The 23,061-nt window shown below is 40.1% G+C and carries 12 protein-coding genes; 5 read left to right on the top strand and 7 right to left on the bottom strand.

Translation table 11 applies throughout. The features are described from left to right. Positions 1-46: 46 nt before the first annotated feature. Positions 47-1,249, bottom strand: a complete 1,203-nt coding sequence (locus ACOKFD_RS15255; RefSeq protein ID WP_422858704.1) for an MFS transporter — start codon at positions 1,247-1,249, stop codon at positions 47-49. Between ACOKFD_RS15255 and ACOKFD_RS15260 the strand changes: the two genes are divergently transcribed. Continuing rightward, complete coding sequence (locus ACOKFD_RS15260; RefSeq protein ID WP_422858705.1) at positions 1,179-1,844, top strand: Crp/Fnr family transcriptional regulator; 666 nt, start codon at positions 1,179-1,181, stop codon at positions 1,842-1,844. The two genes, ACOKFD_RS15255 and ACOKFD_RS15260, sit on opposite strands and share 71 nt — an antisense overlap. Positions 1,845-1,895: 51 nt before the next feature. Here the strand turns inward: ACOKFD_RS15260 and ACOKFD_RS15265 are convergent, their stop codons facing one another. Further along, a complete protein-coding gene (locus tag ACOKFD_RS15265; RefSeq protein ID WP_422858706.1) occupies positions 1,896-2,522 on the bottom strand; it encodes a hypothetical protein in 627 nt (208 codons plus the stop codon). A 115-nt stretch (positions 2,523-2,637) separates the two neighbouring features. Further along, positions 2,638-3,690 (bottom strand): hypothetical protein, encoded by a 1,053-nt coding sequence (locus ACOKFD_RS15270; RefSeq protein ID WP_422858707.1) that lies wholly within the window; start codon positions 3,688-3,690, stop codon positions 2,638-2,640. A gap of 308 nt (positions 3,691-3,998) precedes the next feature. Here ACOKFD_RS15270 and ACOKFD_RS15275 point away from each other — a divergent pair, with 308 nt between their 5' ends. Beyond that, complete coding sequence (locus ACOKFD_RS15275) at positions 3,999-5,270, top strand: serine hydrolase domain-containing protein (RefSeq protein ID WP_422858708.1); 1,272 nt, start codon at positions 3,999-4,001, stop codon at positions 5,268-5,270. A 109-nt stretch (positions 5,271-5,379) separates the two neighbouring features. Here ACOKFD_RS15275 and ACOKFD_RS15280 read toward each other — a convergent pair whose 3' ends face one another. Beyond that, the gene (locus ACOKFD_RS15280) at positions 5,380-6,594 is read right to left on the bottom strand and encodes a phage integrase SAM-like domain-containing protein (RefSeq protein ID WP_422858709.1); all 1,215 of its coding nucleotides are present in this window, start codon (positions 6,592-6,594) and stop codon (positions 5,380-5,382) included. A 250-nt stretch (positions 6,595-6,844) separates the two neighbouring features. Further along, on the bottom strand, positions 6,845-7,693 hold the full coding sequence (locus tag ACOKFD_RS15285; RefSeq protein ID WP_422858710.1) for a hypothetical protein: 849 nt from the start codon (positions 7,691-7,693) through the stop codon (positions 6,845-6,847). 246 nt (positions 7,694-7,939) lie between these two features. Here ACOKFD_RS15285 and ACOKFD_RS15290 point away from each other — a divergent pair, with 246 nt between their 5' ends. From ACOKFD_RS15290 to ACOKFD_RS15300, 3 genes are read left to right on the top strand one after another with little or no spacing between them, the layout of a single operon-like run. Continuing rightward, a complete protein-coding gene (locus tag ACOKFD_RS15290) occupies positions 7,940-16,801 on the top strand; it encodes a PKD domain-containing protein (protein ID WP_422858711.1) in 8,862 nt (2,953 codons plus the stop codon). 37 nt (positions 16,802-16,838) lie between these two features. Further along, complete coding sequence (locus ACOKFD_RS15295) at positions 16,839-17,759, top strand: PorP/SprF family type IX secretion system membrane protein (protein WP_422858712.1); 921 nt, start codon at positions 16,839-16,841, stop codon at positions 17,757-17,759. 1 nt (position 17,760) lies between these two features. Beyond that, on the top strand, positions 17,761-19,710 hold the full coding sequence (locus ACOKFD_RS15300; RefSeq protein WP_422858713.1) for an OmpA family protein: 1,950 nt from the start codon (positions 17,761-17,763) through the stop codon (positions 19,708-19,710). Between the two features lie 89 nt (positions 19,711-19,799). Here the strand turns inward: ACOKFD_RS15300 and ACOKFD_RS15305 are convergent, their stop codons facing one another. Together ACOKFD_RS15305 and ACOKFD_RS15310 are read right to left on the bottom strand one after the other, a co-directional pair. Beyond that, the gene (locus ACOKFD_RS15305; protein ID WP_422858714.1) at positions 19,800-20,648 is read right to left on the bottom strand and encodes a DUF4249 family protein; all 849 of its coding nucleotides are present in this window, start codon (positions 20,646-20,648) and stop codon (positions 19,800-19,802) included. Between the two features lie 3 nt (positions 20,649-20,651). Then, positions 20,652-23,057, bottom strand: coding sequence for a TonB-dependent receptor (locus ACOKFD_RS15310; RefSeq protein ID WP_422858715.1), 2,406 nt, complete (start codon positions 23,055-23,057; stop codon positions 20,652-20,654). Positions 23,058-23,061 lie beyond the last annotated feature (4 nt).

The raw sequence follows: 23,061 nt of genomic DNA on the forward strand, positions 1-23,061 counted from the left end.
AAAATCTTCTAGTATCAAATTTTGATAGGAACAAAGCCTGCCTTTACTAGATAGATTTTAGGGTATTTCTTAACCATGCGCAGTAGGCTATTGTGAAGAGGGCCAGTATGGCACTCCAGATGAAAATTATTGGGATGTTTTTAATTTCATCATGAAAATACCAACCTGAAACTAGTGCACCAAGACCTATACCGACCTCTAATGCTATAAACATGGTTGAAATTGCTCTGCCCTTAGCATCGGGAGAGCTTAAATCTATGGTCCATGCACTTAAGGATGGTGTAAGAGTTCCCATGGCGGCACCGTATATGAGTGCTCCAATAAATAAACCATAAGCTGTGTGGAAAAAACCTATGATGGACATAGCGATAGCTAAAAGTATCAGACCCCAATTCAGAACTTTTAATCGTCCATGAATATCGGATAGTTTTCCGGAGAATAAACGAATTATTATTGATGATAAGGTAAAGAAAATAAAAAAAGCTCCCTTGTTGCCAATAGATAAATAATCGCTCCAGTCGGGCACGATGGTAAGAACGACACCAAATTGCATGTAAACTAAAAAAGTAACCATTGCGGGCTTAAATACCCTTATGTCAAAGATATCTTTCGGTTTTAGGTAAAGGCTCTTAAATTTAAAAGAATTTGAAATACTCTTTGTTTCTCGAATTCCTAGAATATGAATTATTGAAAGTAGTGCCATTGTTACAGATGAATAGAACAACAGATTATAACTACTATTCAGCTTTATAAAACTTCCAAGGGCCGGTCCGAGGGCAAGGCCGGTGACAAAAAATATACTTTGAATTCCCATGGCTTCACCCATTCTTTCCTTAGGACTTATATCAGAAACGTAAGCAGCATATCCTGTTGGGCTAAATCCAGTTGAAAAGCCATGGAAAAAACGTAAAACAAAGAAGCTCAATACTGTTCCCATAATTGGGTATAGCAGCCCACAAATGATACAGACCATTGCACCAATGAAAATTACAGGCTTTCGGCCAATGGTGTCGGTCAGCCTGCCGCTAAAAGGTCTTGAGACACCAGCAGTAAGAGTAAACAATGAGATTATAAGACCCTTGTATTCAGCACCCCCAAGTTCACTTAAATAGGAAGGAAGTTCAGAAATCAACATGTTATAGCTTGCTGAAAAAAAAAGCGAGCTGAAACAAATAAGAATGAACTCAGTTTTGAAAATGGTTGATGACATCACTCTAAATATTAACTTTATGCAAAGAAATGATGGCATTAATTTCAAAGCTAGGACATATGTCCCGTATCCAATGATCAGAACAAATATTGAACTTAAAGAGTATATAATTGATGTAACAAAGGACAAGAATTCAGACTTTGTAAGAATTGGTTATACAGCCTCGGATAAAGTCATTGAACAAGGTTCTAGAGTGAAAAACATTTATATCATGATTGAAGGATTGATAAAGTGTTTTTTAATAGAAGAGAGTGGAAAGGAATTTGTGCAAGAGTTTTTCGGTACTGGTGAGCTCTTCGGTGAGCTAGAAATCGTTAATGGTAGCACTAGTCTTTGTGCGGTGGAAGCCATCACAGATATTGAGGTTTTTAAAATTAAACACGAAAAGTTTTTAAAATTGATAGAAAAGGATAAGAAGCTAAACAGGCTTTATATAAATGCATTGACTTCTAAGATTTATTATAAAGGGACTCGGCATTCTTACAATCAACTGCATACACTCGAGGAGAAATTAAGTAGTTTGTCTCAATTTGATGAAAATGCAAGGTCCAAAATACATAAGCAAGACCTTGCCAGCTACTTCGGAGTTTCCATAAGAAGCTTAAATCGGGCACTTAGGAAATTAAATGGGTAAGTAGATAGCACGTGTAGCCAATAAATACTTTTTTCATATGATTGCTTCATGTTATTGTTTGAAGGATTCATTTAGTATCTCAAATTCATCATATGAGGCTTTAGCAGTGTTGAGAAATTCCATTACTTTTTTTGATGCAAAAGCTCTTAATTTCCTTGTGTTTCTTTTTTTAGTGTAGAGTTTGATTTTTATAGCTTTTCTATCTTGGTATTTGAAGGAAGAAGGCTCGGGCAGATAAATATCAGGCCTGTAATAATTCCATGTCGCATAAACCTTGGAAATTACACTTAATGGAATTCTTTGGCCAGATTTGCTGGCTACCCACGCTTGACTTATTTCTTCAATTGATTTTTCCCGAATTGAATCAATTTTTTTATCAACTGCTTCTATCGCTAGGTCATAGCGAGTGATAGCCATGGTGTCTATTTGGAAAGTTAAATATGATTTTTTTATAGGCCTACCTACGATTTGCAGGTTATCAACCAAGTCTGATTTCAGAAATTCCGTGGTTATCGAATCATAGTTTTTTTGAGAATAAAAGAAGTCACTATAAACAATGACATTAACCTCTTTTGCGATTTTTTGTGTACCGCATGCATTGAGAATTGTTGCGGCAAGTACCAGCCGCACAATTCGGATCAAGGGACCTGTCGATAATCCATAGAAAATACAGTTCACAACAATTCAATTAGTAAATGCTATCAGTTGGCCAAACTAGTCAGAATAACGACGCTTTCTTGGATATCTAAAATCGTTTAAAAAAACGCCATCGACTTGTCAAATAAGGTCAATATCATTGATTGAGCCCAATGATATCTAGAGGTATTTCCATTATCATGAACGGAAGAGAAGGAGGCTTACCTGAAAAAAATCTGTTTGCTTGAGAATTTGTGGTATATAATTTACCGTCAAAAAGTGCAACGGTAGATGGCTCCAATAGTATAGATTCTGCCTTGGTTCCGGTACTGATGACCTGAATGGTAGCTTTTGTTAGATTATTGGACATGGAGATTCTGAGTAATTTTCCATTTCCGCTAACCCCTACGAGTGTACTATCATTCACAAAGGCAAGCCCGTCGATTCCATTTATTTTAAAATCTTCAACACTGTCGTTACAATCAATTTCTGATATATCACCGTTTTTTGTATTCACCTTAAACAATGTTGCCAAGGCACCCTCATAACCGGTCTTGTACGTCGCAACAATAAGATTTTCCCCATTAGCACTAACGTCAAGCCCATTCAGGATGTAAAATTTTCCATCCGGTGCCTTCGGGAAATCCTCCCATACCTCTATTTCTGAGAAGTCATCTGATACTTTTATTATTGCAGTACTGGCTAAGTTGGTAACATAGGCATTTCCCTTCGAATCCGTAACCACATCACCAAACAGAGGATTGAAATCTGGGCTGAAATCTTTCTTCTCAATACTACGTATCAATTTGCCCGAATCTGTATTCAATATGCTTAGTTTCGGTTCTCCAGATTGATTTTGAAAAAAAGCCCCAAGATTATTGCTACATACCCATAGCCTATTGTTCGGGTCATCTACCGCCATCCCCAAAATATTGTCAGACACAACTGAGTTACTTGGCTTTAATAAATACTTAGTGTTTCCATGAAGGGTTTTCTGAATACCCTTTCCATTGATGCTTCCTGTATAAATAGTGCCATTTTCCGTATCGATACAGATACCTTCTGGATATATGTCATTTCCCAACAATTCAAAAGACTTTATTCCTTGCAAAGATTTTTGAGCGGTAATTATTGAAGGTTTACAACTTACTATCACTATGGTCAGGAGAACACTTATGGCTCTTATCTTGTCTTTATAGTTGATTCTCATTGGTTTTCTGGATTAATTAACTACTCAATATTAGATGTTCCGCACCCCAATAAGAGGTTATGAAAGGTCAATAACTGTAGAAATTCGTTCAAAGTGTATTAAATCTTACGGTCAAGTATTGTAGTTAGTACAGAATATCTGATTTTGGGAAAGTGAAAAGTGGTGTGGAAGACGAACGGTCAAGGATAAACCAATGACCGTTTCTGAGTACCTATTATAGTGGATTTCCGTTGGGGTTTTTGCCTTAATAAGGGAATCCTTTAGGAACAAGGTAGTAACTATATAAATCAATGAAATAACTTCAAACTATGAAAAGTAAAGAGAAAAAAGTATCAGAAAAGAATTTCATTCCAAGGGTTTTAAGCCTTTTGGTTTTTGTCCTTTCATTTATCTCTGGTTATTGCCAATCGGGCAATATTGAGCTTTCAGGCGATTCTCAGATTGGGGTTTCAACAGAAAGGTTTAAGCGATATGACCGTTTCCTAAAAGATGAAATATCGAATGGGAGAATACCTGGAGCTGTTTCCTTTGTGATGAGAAAAGATGAAATCATTCACAATGAGGCTTTTGGTTTCAGTGATATCTCCAATAAATCCCCAATGGATATTGATAATATTTTTTTCATACAGTCCATGACCAAACCCATCATTTCTGCGGGTATAATGATGCTCTATGAAGAAGGCCACTTTCTATTGACTGACCCTGTATCGAAATACCTTGAAGGTTTTAAAGCCCTTCGGGTGATTAAAGATATGGAAGAAGGCATTGACGGCGAATCCGAACCTTGGGAAGGAGAAATCACTATTGCACAATTGCTTACCCATACTGCTGGCTTTTCCCATGGTTTAGGTGCCAGTAAGTATGACCAACAGCTTAGGGCTGAGCTTTTTGAAAAAGAATATGCCAACATAGAAGAAAAAGTTTCCCATTTTTTGACCATTCCTTTGGCCAATGAACCGGCAACCCAATGGCGCTATAGTGCTGCAACTGATGTGTTATCAGTTCTTATCGAAAAGTTTTCGGGAATGAGTACAGAGCGATTCTTGACTGAACGGATATTCGTTCCCTTGGGGATGGACGATACGGGCTATAACCTACCAAAATCCAAATTCAAACGGATTGTTCAATTGCATACGTATAATCAAGAAAATAAGCTAACTAAATCAGATTTTCAGCCCAGCCCAAATGATAATAAGGTGTTCACAGGGGTAAATGGTCTTTTTTCCACAACCAGTGACTACATGAAGTTCTGTCAGATGCTTTTCAATGGGGGTGAGTTTCAAGGGAAACGATTACTAAGCGGAAAAACAGTGGAACTGATGGCCATGAATCATCTGCGGAATATGGAAATTGCACCAGGTAGAGGATTTGGCCTTGGCTTTGGAGTTGTGGAAGATGTGACCCAGAGCGGGATAGTAGGGTTAAAAGGTCAATTTTATTGGGGAGGCGCATTTTGCACCTACTTTCTTATTGACCCGGAAGAGGAGTTAATTTCTATTTTGATGACCCAGGTTTGGCCGTATAGCGAATATTATGCAAATAAAATGAGGCAATTTGTATATCAAGCAATTGATGATTGACTTAATTATCGATAGATTTATTTCTGAGGTTATGGATACAAATCATGTTATGATTTTAAACAGTATAGAACATTGACTTTACTGTGGTCTTAATGCAATTAGCTTAAGGTTAAAAATTAACCACGTTTTCCAATGCCTCATCCGTGTCCTTATGAATAAAGTTGGCTTGATAATTTATGGTTGTTGTTATTGACGAATGCCTATAAAGCTTTTGAAGCATTTTAATGGGAATTTTATCTTCAGAAATGTTTCCGAAACTATGGCGAGCAATATGCATAGTTACCTTTTTTGTAATCTCAGCTTTTTCAGCTACTTGTTCTAAGTATTTGTTGAATTTTTTAGTGGCTGTCTTTACTTTGTTATAAACGTCTTTGGGGTTTTTGAAATCAGCTTTTTTCATTTCGGGAAAGACAAAATCATCATCATGATTCTTGCTTTTTGAGTATTGGTCCAAAATGCTATACGCTTTATTTGGAATTTTTAAAGAAAGAAGTTTTGAGTTTTTATCCATTCTGTAATGAAGTCTACCATCATAAATATCGCTCCACCTAATCTTTAATACATCAGCCACCCTTATACCGGCAAAGTAGAAGCTGAAAAGCCAGACATTTCTGGAGTGAACCTGATTTTCGTTAAGTTCCTCAACTGTTTCTAGGGCAATTACCTCTTCCTTTTCCAGACCGACCTTTTCAGCTTCCGGAAATTTAATTCGAATTTTATCAGAACCAAAGGGATATAACTTCTTGTCTACAATACCCAATTTTATAGCTCTGTTGTAAAGAGTTCTGACTACCACAAAGTTATTGATAACAGACCTTTCGGATACGTTTCTTTTATTTCTGAGATAACTCCTAAATCTTCTAAGAAACTGTTCATCAATTTCTTGAAAAGTAAGCTGTTTATTCTTTGAAAAACTCAAGACATGGTTAACACGAGCTTTATCCGCAGATAGACGAGCTATTTTATTGTCGGCTTCCAATTCGTTTAAAAATTCCTCAGCCACTTCAAAAAAAGAAGTTGATAGTGAAGATTTATAGAGCTTCTGTTTAATTTGAGTAGCGGATAAGTCTTTCTTGTCGGATTGTAAATCTATAAGTGCTTTGTTGGCTTCAGAGAGCTTTGTTGCTAGCAAACTATTCAGTCTTTTATGATTTGGATGAGATTTTCTTACCCTAATATTTTTTTCATCCCAATCCTTCAGTTCTATATAGTGACCTATATAATGATAATTGGAACGACGATTTTTTGTTATCCTTATAGCAAGTGGATATAGCCCTTCTTTATTCGATTTTTTTCTGAGAACTATTTTCGCGTTTGAGGCCATATGCAGATATTTTTACAATATAAAATTAATCAATTTAGGTACAACATAGGTACAACAAATTTAAATTTTAAAGCATATCAAATAACATCTTAAATCATTAAACAATTTATAAACAGTTAATTATAAATGAAGTTAGTGGTTTTTAGGTATAAATTCACTGGATTCAAAATCCAGTTCTTTCGAGAGTGTGGGTTCGATTCCCACCCAAGGTACAAAAAGCCTCAACTTTCATCAAAGTGATTGTTGAGGTTTATTTTTTTACACTGATCAAAACTGCCTCACAACTTCTTAAGTAGGAATTCAAGGTCATAGTTTCTGATTTTTTATCACTCGTTATCTCTACAGAAACGGTATTGGGAGATACTTCTCCTAAGTTATGGGCATATAATAAAAAGTCATTTGGTTTTTCTGAATTCAACTCAATATCAAATTCTTGATGGTCATTGGTCAACAGATGTTTGGATAGCACAAGATCTCCATTAAGGTATATGGAAACAATGTCACCATCCTCTTCCTGGTGGTCCCACACTTTAACCTTTAAGCGTTCACTGTCAAAGGTGAGGTTTTTTACATAAGAGATTCGCCGACCTTCAAACTCTTTCGGAAGTGGAGGATTAGAAATAGGTTGCTTTCGTGTGTTCCTCTTTTGAGGCTTGGCAGGAGTTGAGTTGCTTTTGGCCAATTCAAACTGTTTTTTCCGCAAATCGGACTCCTTATTCCTTATTGAAAAAAATGGACTGGCGTATTTTGCGATTTGTTCTTTATTGTTTGGAAACAGTTCAATGGCCATTACCTGATAATTGTCACCAGAACCCACATTTTTGGCAAGCTTGATTCCTTGGGCACCACCGCTATTTTTGAACCTACCCAATTCTTGGACCACGGTTTTATTTCGTAACAAAAAGAAACGAATGGATTTGGAAGTATCTATGTTTTGAGTCTTCCATTGTAATTCGGCTGGCTCCTTGGTTTCCCAAACAGTGGAACTTATTGGAAAAGTTATGGTAATCGCAGATTTGTCCTGGGCATAACTTGCTACGAAACCAAGGACGAAAACAAACCAGGAAATTCTAATAGTTGATTTACCAAATGCTTTCATTTTAACCCATTTAATATTGCTTAAAGACTGTATTCAAGTGCCATAATATGAATTTTTTTTAAGAAATATACGGTTTATGACGGTTCTTGTTGATTATTTCTTCCACATAGTTTTATCAAACATACCCATCGATTAATCGACCATTCACAACAAATGATCGATGAAATACAACATATATTCTAATTAGTTAATATTTCCTACTACGTTAGATTATTCTTACATTTAAGGAACCTCATCTTTTTGAACATGAACATATTGCTGACCAACCTTAAAAAGGGAAGTGTTTCATTTCTTTTAAGCACCTCCTTTTTCCTCCTTTTTTGCCAAAGTTCATATGCCCAAAACTGTTCAGTAAATGCCGGTATTCCGGAGACAATTTGCGAAAACATCGGCACGTTCAATCTGTCAGGTTCTGTTGCAGGTTTGGTTCAAAGTGGACCTGTATGGTCTCAAGTAGGTGGCCCTTCGGTAATTATTGATGACCCTTCTAATGTCAATACATCAGTTTCAGGTTTGGTGGGAGGCAATACGTATATTTTTCGATTGAGCACCGTATGTACAGACAATTCTACACAATTTCAAGATGTAGAAATTACAGTTCAGCCGATTACCGCGGCAGATGCGGGAGATAATATCGAATCTTGTCCAGACAGCTCAGGAACACTTACCACAAATGCCAACACTCCACTCAATGCAGGTGAGACCGCCCAGTGGAGCATCATAGGTCCCAACAATGCTGGAGTTTCCATAGCTACACCAAACAATCCCAATACCGCTTTGACCTTATCAGAAACCAATGCGGGTGTAACAACTTTACAATGGACCATTACAGGACCGGATTATGCACCCGGAGAATTTTGTGAATCGATTTCAACCATTACTGTTACAAATTATGGAGGAGAAGCGGTCGTAGATGCCGGCCCCACTCAAAATCTGGATAATTGTTACACGGTGACCCAATCAACAAGTCTGGCGGGTAGTTTTGGCGGAAACAATATCAATGGACAAGTGGGCACATGGTCGTTTGTAAGCGGACCAAGTACTCCAATTATTGCTAATGTAAATAGCAACAACACCAATATCTCCAATCTTATTGAGGGATCTTATGTTTTTAGATGGTCAGTTGCCGGGCCATGTGTCAATGGAAGTGATACGGTTACCATTAATGTTGATCCGGCAACCCAGGATATTTCCACAGCAAGCATTCAAGAAGATAACATTAGATTTTGTGATTCTGGAATAACTACTGCTACTTTAATAGGATCACAACCCCAATTTACTGGTGAAACGGTTCAGTGGATACAAACTGAAGGACCGGTAGCCAGTATTTTGAATCCGAACAGTAGTACTACCCAGATAACAGGTCTGGATGGAAGCAGTACATATCGGTTTTCTTATACCATTACAAATGCAATAACCGGATGCGATGACACAGATACCGCTGTTGTTAGGTATTCTACCAATCCCGTTTCGATAACGGCAAACGGCGGAACTGACATAATAGCTGCCTGCGGATTAACCAGTGTGGATATCCCTTTTACAACTACAGGTAACGGCACCAATACTTTTAGTATAGTTAGCGGACCTTCGGGTTCTACATTGGTTGACCCCAATACGTTTAGCGGGACTGGCAGTTCTCCAGTGAATATAAATTTCGATGTTGAGGGAACCTATACAGTGCTTTTTAGAAGAGCTTTGAACGGCACGATTCAAACGGGTTGCGATGTGGCCACGGATGCCATCAACGTGACAATATCTCTTAATCCTACTGCTGCTAATGCAGGAACAAATCAAACTTTGTTCTGTGATATTACCACTACAGATATTACTGGTAATGCTGTTACTACTGGAAGTTCTTTATGGTCTCAGGTAAGTGGCCCAAATCAAGCTACGGTAGCAGATCCTTTTGCTCAAACAACCAACATTTCAAATTTAATACCAGGGACCTATGTTTTTCAATATGCAGTGACAGGAGGTAACAGCTGTGCACCAGCTGCCGAAGCGACGGTTGAGATTGCGGTTTCCTCAAACACCCCGATTGCAGCCAATGCAGGTTTGGACCAAACCATATGTTTTGGTGCGCCAACAGTATTGAATGCCGATGATCCTCCAACTACTAACTTAGTAGGTACTTGGAGCGTTGATACGGCGCCAGCCGGAGCAACTATTCTTTTTGATGATGTCAATGACCCCAATACTATAGTCTCAGGATTTGACGACCCTAATGAAACCTATATTTTGCGCTGGACAATTGAGAACCCAGGTGATAACACATGCCCTCCCCCTGGCTCAAGCACGGTAACGATTACTACAAATGCTACAGCTGGGCCTACACTTGCTGATGCCGGACCTGACCAATGTTTGTCTACGGGAACAGGAGTTGTCACGTTGGCTGCAAATCAACCCGCTGCGGATGAAATTGGAACATGGACTTCAAATCCTGCTACAGGAATCACTTTTGATGACCCCAATCAATTCGATACTGATGTGACCATTAATACGGAACAAAGTTATATTCTTACATGGACGATTTCGAAAATTGCTCCAGGATGTCAATCCACAACGGATGACGTAGAGATTACTGTGGGCCCAGATGCAGTTGCCAATGCAGGCCCAGATCAAGCAGATTGTAACGATACGTTCAACATGGATGCCTCTGCCTCTGTTGGTAGCAGTGGTTCTTGGGCTCAAATTTCAGGCCCCGGAGGTGTAACAATTAATGATATTTCAAACCCTACCACACAGATCACATTTACGTTTTCAGGGCAATATATTTTTGAATGGACAGCAACCAACGGTTCCTGTTCGTCAGACACCGATACGGTTATTTTAGATGTTGGAATTCCTCCAACTACATCCACAGTGACTAGTCCTACGGAAACCATTTGCTCTGCGACTTCAGTCACTTTGGACGGTAATCCTTTTGATAGCAATGTGGAAACAGGCTTTTGGACGTTGCTCTCTGGAGCTCCAAACACTCCTACTTTTTCCAATGTAAATGCGCCTAATGCGACTGTATCAGGTCTTGTTTCAGGCACTTATGTATTCAGATGGACCATAGCCGGGGATATTAACTGTCCTGTGACGTTTGCAGATAAAACAGTAGACGTTTTCGTGCCTGCGGATGCGGGACCGGATTTAGACCTTTGTGAGGTAAGTAACTTTCTGTTGGAGGCTACTTTTGGCTCTACGGGAACATGGACCCAAATTTCAACTACTGGACCCAATGCCGTAATTACACAAAACCCTGTGGATAGTAATGTCGCGGAAGTAAGCATTACTCCAGGAAACACCTATGTTTTTCGATTTACAACAAATTATCCTGGAGCTTCAGGATGTGGCAATACTTTTGACGAAGTAACAGTAACCTCAAGTACGGCTCCCTCTGTTCCTCCAGATGCTGGTCTAAATCAAATTTTATGTCGAGGAGATTTAGTGGTTGCAGACCAAACCACTTTGGCAGGTAATGCCCCTCCAGTAGATGTGGATACGGCAGAATGGAGAATATCGGAACAACCTGCGGGAAGTGTAGCGGTAATAGATAGCCCAAATGATCCAGCCAGCACACTTTCTGGATTATCGGTTGCCGGGGTGTATATCTTAGAATGGAATTTTGCTTCTGGCAACTGTTCTACCACATCAGATGTAGTAAGGATTGAGGTTTTTGATATCCCATCGACTGCAGATGCTGGGTCAGACCAAACCAATGCATGTCAACTAGAAGCTCAATTGGATGCAGTTGTTCCAACATCTGGAATTGGGACTTGGACGCTGACCAATACCCCAGTAGGTGAAACTTTGACTATTGACAATCCAAATTCACCCACCTCAACAATTTCAGGTGTGACCGCTCCGGGAACCTATGAATTGACATGGACTGTAGGGTATGATGCAGTGACTTTCCCCAATGCCCCTTCTGCTTGTGACCCAACCTTAGACACCGTTGAAGTAACGTTTACGGCAATCCCTCCATCTGCTGCGGATGCTGGGCCAGACCAAGAACTATGTGCGGCTACACAAGTAACTATGAATGCAGCTGTTATTGCTATTGGAACAGGAACATGGACTCAGACTGCTGGTCCAGGTTTTGGTGGAGCGCCTGGTGTAGCACCTAATATTGTGGATGACTCCAACCCAGCAACCGTAATTGACGGCTTACAGGCCGGAACTTATGAATTTACATGGACTGTTGTCAATGGAGGATGTTCATTAGAGGATACGATTGAAGTAATAAATTATGAAGACCCTGGAGCTGCAGATGCCGGTCCAGACCAAACCTTGAATCAATTTACTTCGGTGATTCTAGACGCAGTTCCTCCAGCGGCCGGGATAGGAACTTGGACACAAGTTTCAGGTCCAACAACTGTTGGTTTTGTTGATGAAAACAATCCAAATACCGAAGTTTTCGGAGCGACTTCAGGAACCTATGAATTTCAATGGGAGGTTTCCAACGGAATATGCCCAGTAGATAATGATATTGTACAAGTATCACTATTGGGTGTAGATTTAGAGTTGACGAAAACCGTTACACCGACCTCCGCAAACCCAGGAGATACGGTAACATTCACCATTGATGTGTTTAATAATGATGCTTCTACCGCTTCCGATGCAACGGGGGTTACGGTTAGGGACGTTATTCCCTCCGGCTTTTCTCTAGTTCCGGGAACGGTCAACAACGGCGGTGTTTTCAATTTGGGGGATTTATCTCTGACATGGTCAAATCTATCAATAACCAATGGCTCTACTTTAAGCCTTACGTTTGACGCTACCGTTAATCCCACTGGGAATTATAACAATACCGCTGAAATCACAGCCAACGATATTTTTGACATAGACTCTACGGTTGACAATGGATTGGAAGCAGAAGATGACCAAGATTCGGCTCAGCTTACTTTAAATTCAGCAGACTTAAGCCTATCAAAAGATTTAGGCACTGGTTCAAGTACCACTCCTAATGTTGGGGATATTCTGACTTTTGAGTTAACAGTAAATAATACCGGTCCCGATTCAGCAACAAACATTACAATTCAAGATATAGTCCCTTCTGGTTTTAACATTGGAGCTATCAATAATGGAGGAATTGCTACTGGAAATACCATAAATTGGAATATTGCAAACTTGGCTGTGGGTTCAATAACAGTTTCTTATCAGGTTATCGTAAATGAGCCTACAGGTACTGTGAATGAATACCGAAATACTTCTCAAATAACAGCGGTTGATCAATTGGACCCCAATAGTAGTCCGGCAAACGATGATGGAGACCAAGATGAGGATGATGAAGATTTCTTTGAAATTAACCCCCAAGTTGTCGATTTAGAGTTGGAATTGATAGCAAGCAATCCGAATCCAGATGTTGGGGACGTGGTAACATTTAGCATAAACCTTAGCAACTTGGGTGCGGATGATGCTTCTGGAGTTTCCGTCGCAGATTTGGTTCCTCCGGGGTATGGAAGTATTACAGGTATAAGCAATGGCGGTACTTTCAGCTTTGCTACTAACACCATTTCTTGGACGAATCTTAATGTGCCAGTTGGTACAAACACAACTACACTCACTTTTAATGCTACTGTTTTGACCCCTACCGGAGCTGCAAACGAATTCACTCACATAGCTCAAGTAACTGCATCTGACCAATTTGATAGTGACAGTAGTCCAAATAATGATGATGGTGATCAAAGCGAGGATGATGAGGATGTCATCACCGCAGCGCCTCAGCAGTCGGACTTGTCTTTGACCAAAATTGTGGTGGACAATGATCTTACCCCTAACGTGGGCGAAGAAATCAGTTTTGAAATAACAGTAACCAATAGTGGTCCGGACGATGCTACCAATGTTCAGGTGGTTGACCAACTGCTTTCAGGGTTTGATTTTGTACTCTACAGCGCTACAGCAGGTGTGTATGATGAAACAACTGGAATTTGGCAGGTAGGCACAGTGGCCAACGGAACTTCAGAAACTTTGATTATTGATGTATTGGTCAATGCTTCTGGCCTTTATACGAATACCTCGCAGGTTATCGCTTCAGATGGTTTCGATATCGATTCGACACCAAGTAATGGTGTGTCCTCAGAGGATGATCAAGACGATATAGTTGTAAACCCAGTTTCGGTTGTTGACCTTTCATTAACGAAAACGGTTGATGATATTAATCCTAATGTGAACACCAATGTGGTTTTCACAATCACTGTTACCAATGATGGCCCAAGTGATGCAACCAACGTTTTGGTAACTGATCAATTACCCTCTGGATTTACCTATGTTTCAGACGATGGCGCAGGCACCTATATAAACACAACCGGAGTCTGGACTGTTGGAAACCTTGCTAGCGGTACCAGCACTTTACTGAATATCACAGCAACCGTAAATACTACAGGTGTGTACACCAATATCGCTGAAATTACGGCGCAAGATCAGGTCGATTCCGATTCTACGCCTAATAATGGAATCTTAATGGAGGATGATCAGGATGAAAGTACAGTGAATCCAGTTCAGATAGTAGATGTGTCGGTGACCAAAACTGCAGATGATTTGACTCCCAATGTGGGTGATCCAATTGTTTTTACAGTATCGGTGACCAATGATGGCCCAAGTGATGCAACCAATGTTGTAGTTACTGATTTCTTAGCCTCTGGGTACGATTTTGTAAGTGCTGTGCCAACCATAGGAGTTTATGAACCGTTGAATGGTTCTTGGACGGTGGGTAATCTTGCCGATGGAGTAACGGAAACTATTGTCATTACTGCCAATGTGCTCACTAGTGGAGATTATACCAATACCGCTGAGTTGACAGATTTAAACGAAATGGATATTGATTCGCAGCCCGCGAACAACGATGACACAGAAGATGATCAACAAACCATAAATCCTGTTCCCGTTTTGGTATCTGATTTGGTATTGCGAAAATCTGTGGATAATCTAAGCCCCTTTGTGGGTGAAGAGGTGGTCTTCAACATTAGTATCAGCAATGATGGACCAAGCGACGTAAGTGGAGTTGAGGTTCTAGATCTTCTTCCTTCAGGATACACCTATGTTTCCAACTCAAGAACTGCTGGGGTGTACAATCCCGTAAGCGGTATTTGGGAACTGAATGGAGGTATTCCGAATGGAACTACCGAGACTTTAAATATTACGGCCTTGGTAAATCCAACAGGAGACTATTTTAACGTTGCTGAGGTTTTTGCTTCTGATAATCTTGATCCTAACTCTACACCGAACAACAACGTAATTGGTGAAGATGACCAAGATATTGCAGGAACAACTCCCTTGCCTTCAGCAGATTTAAGTTTACAAAAAACTGTAGACAATGAGTTTCCTGATGTTTTGGAGAATATAGTTTTTACTTTGACCCTTACCAATGATGGACCAAGTGATGCCACGGGTGTACAAGTTTCAGATGTATTGCCCTCTGGATATACTTATGTCTCGGATGATTCAGGAGGGAGCTATAACTCCACCACAGGTGAATGGAATATCGGAACCGTAATCGGTGGTGGTATATCCATCTTGAACATAACTGCTCAGGTAAACCCCACAGGGAACTATTTAAACGTTGCAGAAGTAGTTTCAGTAATTGAACGAGATCCAGATTCTTTTCCAGGAAACAATGTACTTTCTGAAGATGATCAAGATGAGCAATCAACCTCTCCGCGAATATTGACCGATGTTTCTGTTTCAAAAACGGTCAATGACCTAACACCCTCTGTGGGTGATCAGATAGTATTTACAATTACCGTAAACAATGCAGGTCCCAATGATGCCACTAATTTGGTTATTGAAGATATTTTAGCTTCTGGGTATGCATTTGTGTCGGCGACTCCATCCGTAGGAAGTTACGATAATCTTACAGGGGCATGGGCTTTGGCCAGTTTAACAAATGGTACTAGTGAGACCCTGCAGATAACAGCAACGGTACTACAAAGTGGTGATTATGCAAACACTGCCGAGCTTATTGCTATGGATACGTTTGATCCCGATTCCACTCCAGATAACAATCTAGTCTCAGAAGATGATCAAGATACTGTTGTTCCCATACCTAATGGACAGGCAGATCTATCGCTTACCAAAGATGTCAATAACCAAACACCCAATGTTGGGGATGTGGTTGAATTTACATTGAATTTAACCAACAGTGGAGCAAGTGATGCCTCTGGAGTAGTTGTAACGGACTTACTTGCCGAAGGATTTACCTATCAATCTGCAGTGGCAACAGCTGGTATTTATCAACCTTCTTCAGGATTATGGTCTATTAATGGATCAATACCCAATGGTACTACGGAGACGCTAATAATCTTTGCGGTTGTCAACTCGCCTACAGGAAATACTGGAGAATATTTGAACGTGGCCGAAATCACTTCAAGTGATTTTGCTGACCCAGATAGTAATCCAAATACTAGCTTGGACCAGGACGATTTGAATGATGGCATTCCAGATGATGATGAAGATACTGTTCAGGTGACTCCACAAACTGTAGATATTGCGCTCTCTAAAACCGTGGACAATGGAACACCAACGATTGGAGATGAAGTTACGTTTACAATTACTTTAGTAAACCAAGGAAACTCTACGGCAACCAATATTGGCATTGAAGAAGCACTTCCTTTAGGGTATCAATTGATTTCTTCACAAGCGGGAGTTGGAATTTATGATGAATCTTCCGGATTTTGGGAGATTCCTCAGCTGGCCCCATCCGAAGTGGTGAACCTAGTTTTGACTGTGGAAGTCTTGGATGAGGATGACTATCTCAACGTTGTAAGCTTATCATTTGTGGATCAATTCGATATAGATGAAGGAAACAATAGGGCCGAGGCCTTTGTTGAGCCTTCTTGCTTGACAGTATACAATGAGTTTTCACCCAATGGCGATGGTGTCAACGAGACTTTTACCATAGACTGTATCTCTAGATATCCAAACAATGTGCTTAAAGTATATAACCGATGGGGCAACATTGTATTTGAACAGCGTTCCTATAATAATGATTGGGATGGTACGTCCAATGGTCGGGCCACGGTCCAAAAAGGCCAGCAACTACCTGTGGGAACATATTACTACATACTTGATTTAGGAAATGGTTCGGCACCAAGAACCGATTGGTTATACATAAATAGATGATGCAATGGGTTTCGGAAAAATGTACAACAAGCAAAAAATGACAAAGAGTTTTCAAAATATATGCCTTTTCCTACTCACTCTTGGTACTTTGGGAGTGTACGCTCAGCAAGACCCTCAGTTTACGCAATATATGTACAATACATTAAGTGTAAACCCAGCTTACGCGGGGTCAAGGGGTCATTTAACGGCACTTTTGATGCATCGTTCGCAATGGGTTGGCATAAATGGGGCTCCTACTACTCAGGTATTGGCTGTTGATGGACCAATGGGAAACAATGTAGGTTTGGGATTGGTACTTTCGCATGATGCTTTGGGTCCATCTTCAGAAGCTTTTGTAGATGGAAACTTCTCCTATACCATCAGGTTGGATGATGACAATCGTAAGTTATCGTTTGGACTGAAAGCAGGAGGAAGACTTTTCAATGTGGATTTTAATGAAGGAACCATTCAGAATCCTGATGTGGCCTTTCAAAACAATATTGAAAACAAGTTTTTTCCAACAGTGGGAGCAGGGGTATATTATCATACAACATCATCCTATTTGGGACTCGCCGTTCCCAACTTTTTTTCTGAAGAACATTATGATGGTGCGGAGCAAGAAATTGCAACGGAAAGACTGCACTATTTTTTAATTGGAGGAAAAATTATTGATTTAACTCCTGACATTAAGTTTAAACCTGCCTTTTTTGTGAAGTGGGTTCCAGGAGCACCAGTTATTGCTGATATTTCAGCCAATGCCTTGCTTAAGGAGACTTTTAACTTGGGTGTTGCCTACAGATGGGATGATTCTTTCTCAGCACTGTTGGGAGTTCAGATTTCACCAGATTTAAGTCTGGGTTATGCGTATGACTTAACTACTTCGGATTTGGGTGACTTCACAAGTGGAACACACGAAGTTTTTCTTCGATATGAGTTCAAGACTGTGGAAAAGCGACTTAAATCTCCAAGATTCTATTAATATGAAAGTATCTAAAGACATACTGTTTCTTACGTGTATTTTGATGGTTCTTGGTGCCAAGGGCCAGCTGAAGTATAATGATGCGGACACTAATTTTGAAAATCTTCTTTATGTGAGGGCAGCAAAACAATATGAAAGTTTGGCAAGCAAAGGAGATGATTCGCAACATGTGCTGCAACGACTTGCGGATTCCTATTATTTCAACACCGACATGGAAAATGCAGTAAAATGGTACGGGCTTTTATTTTCCAAATATGAAAATGTGCTGGAACCGAAATATGCATTTCGCTATGTACACGCACTGAAAGGAGTAGGAAATTACAGATTGGCCAAAGCCATAATGAAGATTTATACCAAAAAACTGGATACTTCTGAATTCACAGTAGAGCAATTAAAAGACAATGATGAGAAATTGGATGAATTGCTTAATCGACAACCGCAGTTTTATATTTCAAATCTGGCTATAAATACTCCAGTAGCAGATTTCGGTCCCGCTTACTATAAGGATAAGATTGTGTTTTCATCAAGTAGGGATTCATTAAGATACGAAACCCGTGTTTATGAATGGAACCAACAACCCTATCTAGATTTCTTTATGGCAGATACGGTCGATTTAGGTTCGGATTTGGCAGAGGTAATTCCATTTTCTCCAATCTTGAACACACGATACCACGAAGCTGTCGCCAGTTTTATCCCCGAGGGAAACATCTTGTATTTTACCAGAAACAATTATACGCAAAGTGAATTGGGTAGGGACGAAGAAGGAACCAATCACCTAAAAATGTATAAGTCCGAGCTCAGAGGGGGGGAATGGACGGAAGCAGAAGAAGTACCTTTCAACAGCGAAAACTATTCAGTGGGGCAACCCGCTTTAAGCCCAGATGGACGCTTTCTATACTTTGTTTCTGACATGCCCGGAAGTATTGGGGGGACAGATATTTTTGTGGTCGAAATTGATAGGGATGGCAATTACTCAAAACCCAAAAATTTAGGGCCAACAATCAACACCAGCGGACGGGAGATGTTCCCTTTCGTTACTGAAGAAAAAATCTATTTTGCATCTGATGGCCATCTAGGACTGGGAGGACTTGATGTATTTGAAAGTGAATTGGAAAATGAAACTTTTCAGAATCCCAAGAATTTAGGGCAGCCTATAAATAGCAATCGGGATGATTTTGGCTTCATTGTACGAGAGGAAACCAACAGAGGGTATTTTTCATCGAATCGTGAAGGAGGAAAAGGTGATGACGATATTTATTCATTTCAACGTTTGGAAGAAATCTGTGTTCAAACGGTAAAAGGCAGTGTGGTACGTAAATCCAATGCGCAACCAGTGGTAAATACTCAAGTGGAGCTTTTTGCGTTGGACGGAACCTCTTTAGCGAAGACAACAACAGACCCGTATGGCGCTTTTGGTTTTGATGTGATTTTGGATTGTGAAATTAGCTACACCTTAAAAATCAGCAAAGAAGGGTTTATCCCAAACGAGGAGAACTTCAGTACTACCAGCGAAACGGATTATGTCAATACCGTTCCTATGGAAATAGAAAAGGAGCTTAATAAATTGATCGTCAATGAAAATGGCGTTCTAAAAATCAAGATTGACAATATTTATTTTGATTTGAACAAAGCCGATATTCGACCCGATGCCGCTCAAGAGTTGAACAAGATTGTTGAGGTAATGAAGGAATATCCTAAAATGGTCATCAAGATAGAGGCTCACACAGATTCAAGAGGAAGTGATAGGTACAACGAGAAACTATCTGACCGAAGAGCTAAATCTACCGGCAATTACATTATCTCCCAGGGAATTGAGGCGAACCGTATTGAAAGTGCCATTGGTTATGGAGAAAAACTACTCTTAAATGGCTGCGGTAATGGGGTAAGATGTTCAAATGAAGAACATGATGTGAATAGAAGGTCTGAGTTTATTATTATCAAGCTAGATTAGTTGCCAGAATTTACCACTACTTTTTATACTAATAGAAATGCCGAGTCCCATGGGAACCCGGCATCTCACAAGCAAAAAACCAACCTAAACTAGTCTTCAACAAAAGTGTAACTGGTTTTGTCCACCTCGGTTAAACGGAAATATCCAAATGCGTAATTCTCAGGATTTGTTTCATTAATACAATTCCCTCTTACAGCAACGGGAGTTGCCTCAAACAGGCCTACACCACCTAACTGTGAAATAAGAATTTTGATGTAATCATAGTAATCCCTTGAGATACCATACATCTCTATGTCAACAATATCGCCGGGCATAAATGGTAGAATGTTTTGGTCCTCGTCTTCATCGATTTCGTACCACCAGTCAATCTCATTGCCATTAACAAATTCGTCTTCGGCCACCTCCAATTCTGGTAATAAATCTCCACGGCGCTGGAATCTAAATAGATAGTTATTGCCCTCCTCCATGGGATCCGTGAATACAACATGCACTTCCAATTCCTCATCATCAAACCCATCAATACGATCTTGGAAGACACGGGTGATTTCTGTTACCGGGGTCATGGTTTCTGTGGCACGATATATTTCTCCGTTATATTCAATTTGTAATGTATAGGATTGTCCCAAAACAGGTACGAAACTTGTGGTCTGGTATTCCCCATTGTTCTGATCTTCAAAAACAAATTCTTCGTTGCTGGAATCGTTTGTAACCGTTACCGAAGCACCAACTACATCTGTTGTGGAGGTGGTATCAAAGAAAGGAGTGGAAGTTCGTAGTCTAATGCTCTGAACATTTCCCGTGGTGCCTTTTTCCCAATCCAAAGAGGCTTCCACTACCAATCGGATAGGTCCATCCTGAACTTCTACATCCACTACATCTGTACAAGAACAGGACATTGCTATAATAACTATTGAAATGATTTTTAGTATGGTTTTCATGTGTTAGAATTTAAAGTTGTAGGTAATTGATGGTACTATGCCGAAAATTGCAGTCCGGGTTGCTTCATTGGCACCTGTTTCCAAATTTTGGCCAAATGAAATGGCAGCTGCATTTCTTCGGTTATATAAGTTATAGACGCTTAGAACCCATTCCCCTTTAAAGCGTTTGCTTCTATATTTTTTTGGAACGTAATTGACCGATACATCCATTCGATGGTACGCAGGTAAGCGGTCTGAATTTCTGGCAGCGTAACTGGCAATTGACAGGTCTTCGTACTGATACTGTCCATTGGGATAGGTTACAGGTCTGCCGGTTTGAAATACCAAGTTTGTCCCAAAACTCCATGAATCATTTAATCGGTACGCCCCGGATATGGAGATATCATGTGTCCTGTCAAAAAACGTGTTGTACCAATCACCATTATTGATTCCAGGTCCCCCTGCAATTCCTCCTGGGGTGCGCTGCTCCGATTTTGAGAGCGTATAGGCTATCCACCCGGTAAAATCACCTTCGTTCTTTCGTAATAAAACCTCTAGTCCATAGGCCCGCATTTCCCCATTTAAGATTTCAGTTTCTATGGTATTCTGACCAATAAGCTCTGACCCATCAATGTAATCAATGCGATTATCCACTGTTTTGTAGTATGTCTCTACTTCCAAAGAGTAGCGCTTATCCATAAAATTTCGGAAGTAGCCTAAAGCATACTGATTGGATAACTGGGGTTCTATAAAAGGGCCACTGGGTGTCCATACATCCAATGGGGTAACGGATGACGTATTGCTCAATAGATGAATGTATTGTGCTGCCCTTGAAAATCCTGCTTTTAGGGAAGAGTCTTCATCAAGTAAATACGCCAATGATACTCTAGGTTCAAAGTTGCCAAAGCTCTTTATGGTTTCGCTTTTGGAGAAATCAGTTTCCCCAATGGCCACTCCACGCTGATAAATGCCCAAAGTGGGATTATAAACAACGGGCTGTCCGTTGGCATACTGAGTTATAGGCTGCCCGCCCAATCTGGAAAAAGCACTATACCTAAGACCATATTGTGCGGTCAACTTATCCGTGAGTTTATGTTCCGCACTTACATAAACCCCACTTTCAAATGCCCTTTTTTGGTCTAAAGTAAGGGGGTTTACTGGCGAAGTTGGCGCTGTTGGCTGCACCTGTCCCGGGTCAAAATCATAATAAATTCCATTTACACCAAAATCCAACGAAAAGCGATCACTTAAATAATATTTAAGATCGTATTTCAGATTATAATTGGTTATAGAGGAAACCCACTCAAATTCATCTTGGTCAAAGTTTAGATCATAGTCATACCTACTGGCAATAAGAGATAAATTCGAAAATAACTTATCATTGAAAATATGGTTCCACCGTAAGTTTCCGGAAGCATTGCCATAGCTGTTTTCAAAGTTGTTGCTGAAATTAAAGGCATCACGACCAAAGTACCCCGATAGGAACAATTTATTGTTTCGATTGATGCTATAATTCGTTTTTAAGTTCAAGTCGTAGAACGAAACACTATTGTCCTCGCCAGCGGCCTTCAAAATCAAATCGACATAAGACCTTCTTCCTGCTACCAAGAAAGAACCTCTATCCCCAAAAATGGGTCCTTCTGCAGTAAGTCTACTGGAGATTAATCCAATTCCCCCCGTAAGTGCGAAGTTTTTACTGTTTCCGTCTTTTTGACGAATATCCAGTACCGAGGATACTCGACCCCCAAAGCGTGCTGGAATCCCCCCTTTATACAGTTTCATGTCTTTAATTGCGTCTGCATTGAAGACCGAAAAGAAACCGAACATGTGGGAAGTATTATAGATGATTGCTTCGTCCAACAAGACCAAATTTTGATCCTGAGCTCCTCCACGCACATGAAAACCACCGGTTCCTTCACCATTATTGGTTACCCCTGGTAGCATCTGTAACGATTTGAGGATGTCTATTTCACCCAGTACAACGGGCATCTTTTTTACGGTACCCACATTCATTTTTACCACGCTCATTTCTGGCTTACGAAGGATAGCCCTTTCGGGTTCTTCGGCCGTCACCACTACTTCATCCAGTTCTGTGGAAAACTCTACTATTTCCACATCTTGATTAATGTCCTGGTTTAAGTTGATGGTAATGTTTACATCAGTATACCCTATGTAGGAAATATTCAAAACGTATTCGCCTTCAGGAGCAGTGATGGAATAGAATCCGTACTCATTGGTTATTCCTCCGATTGTTGTACCGGTAAGAAACACCGAAGCACCAAATAGGGTTTCCCCGTTGCTTCCGTCGGTAATTGTGCCACTAATTGTATGGCTGGTTTGGGCGGTTGCCAGTGCACAACCCATAAAGTAGATCCACAAAAGCCAAACTATGGTTTTGCTAATCGGGTCTAAAGATTTTTTGCTGTTCATTTTT

It is taken from the genome of Flagellimonas ulvae (genome assembly GCF_049333175.1).
Taxonomy (GTDB): domain Bacteria; phylum Bacteroidota; class Bacteroidia; order Flavobacteriales; family Flavobacteriaceae; genus Flagellimonas.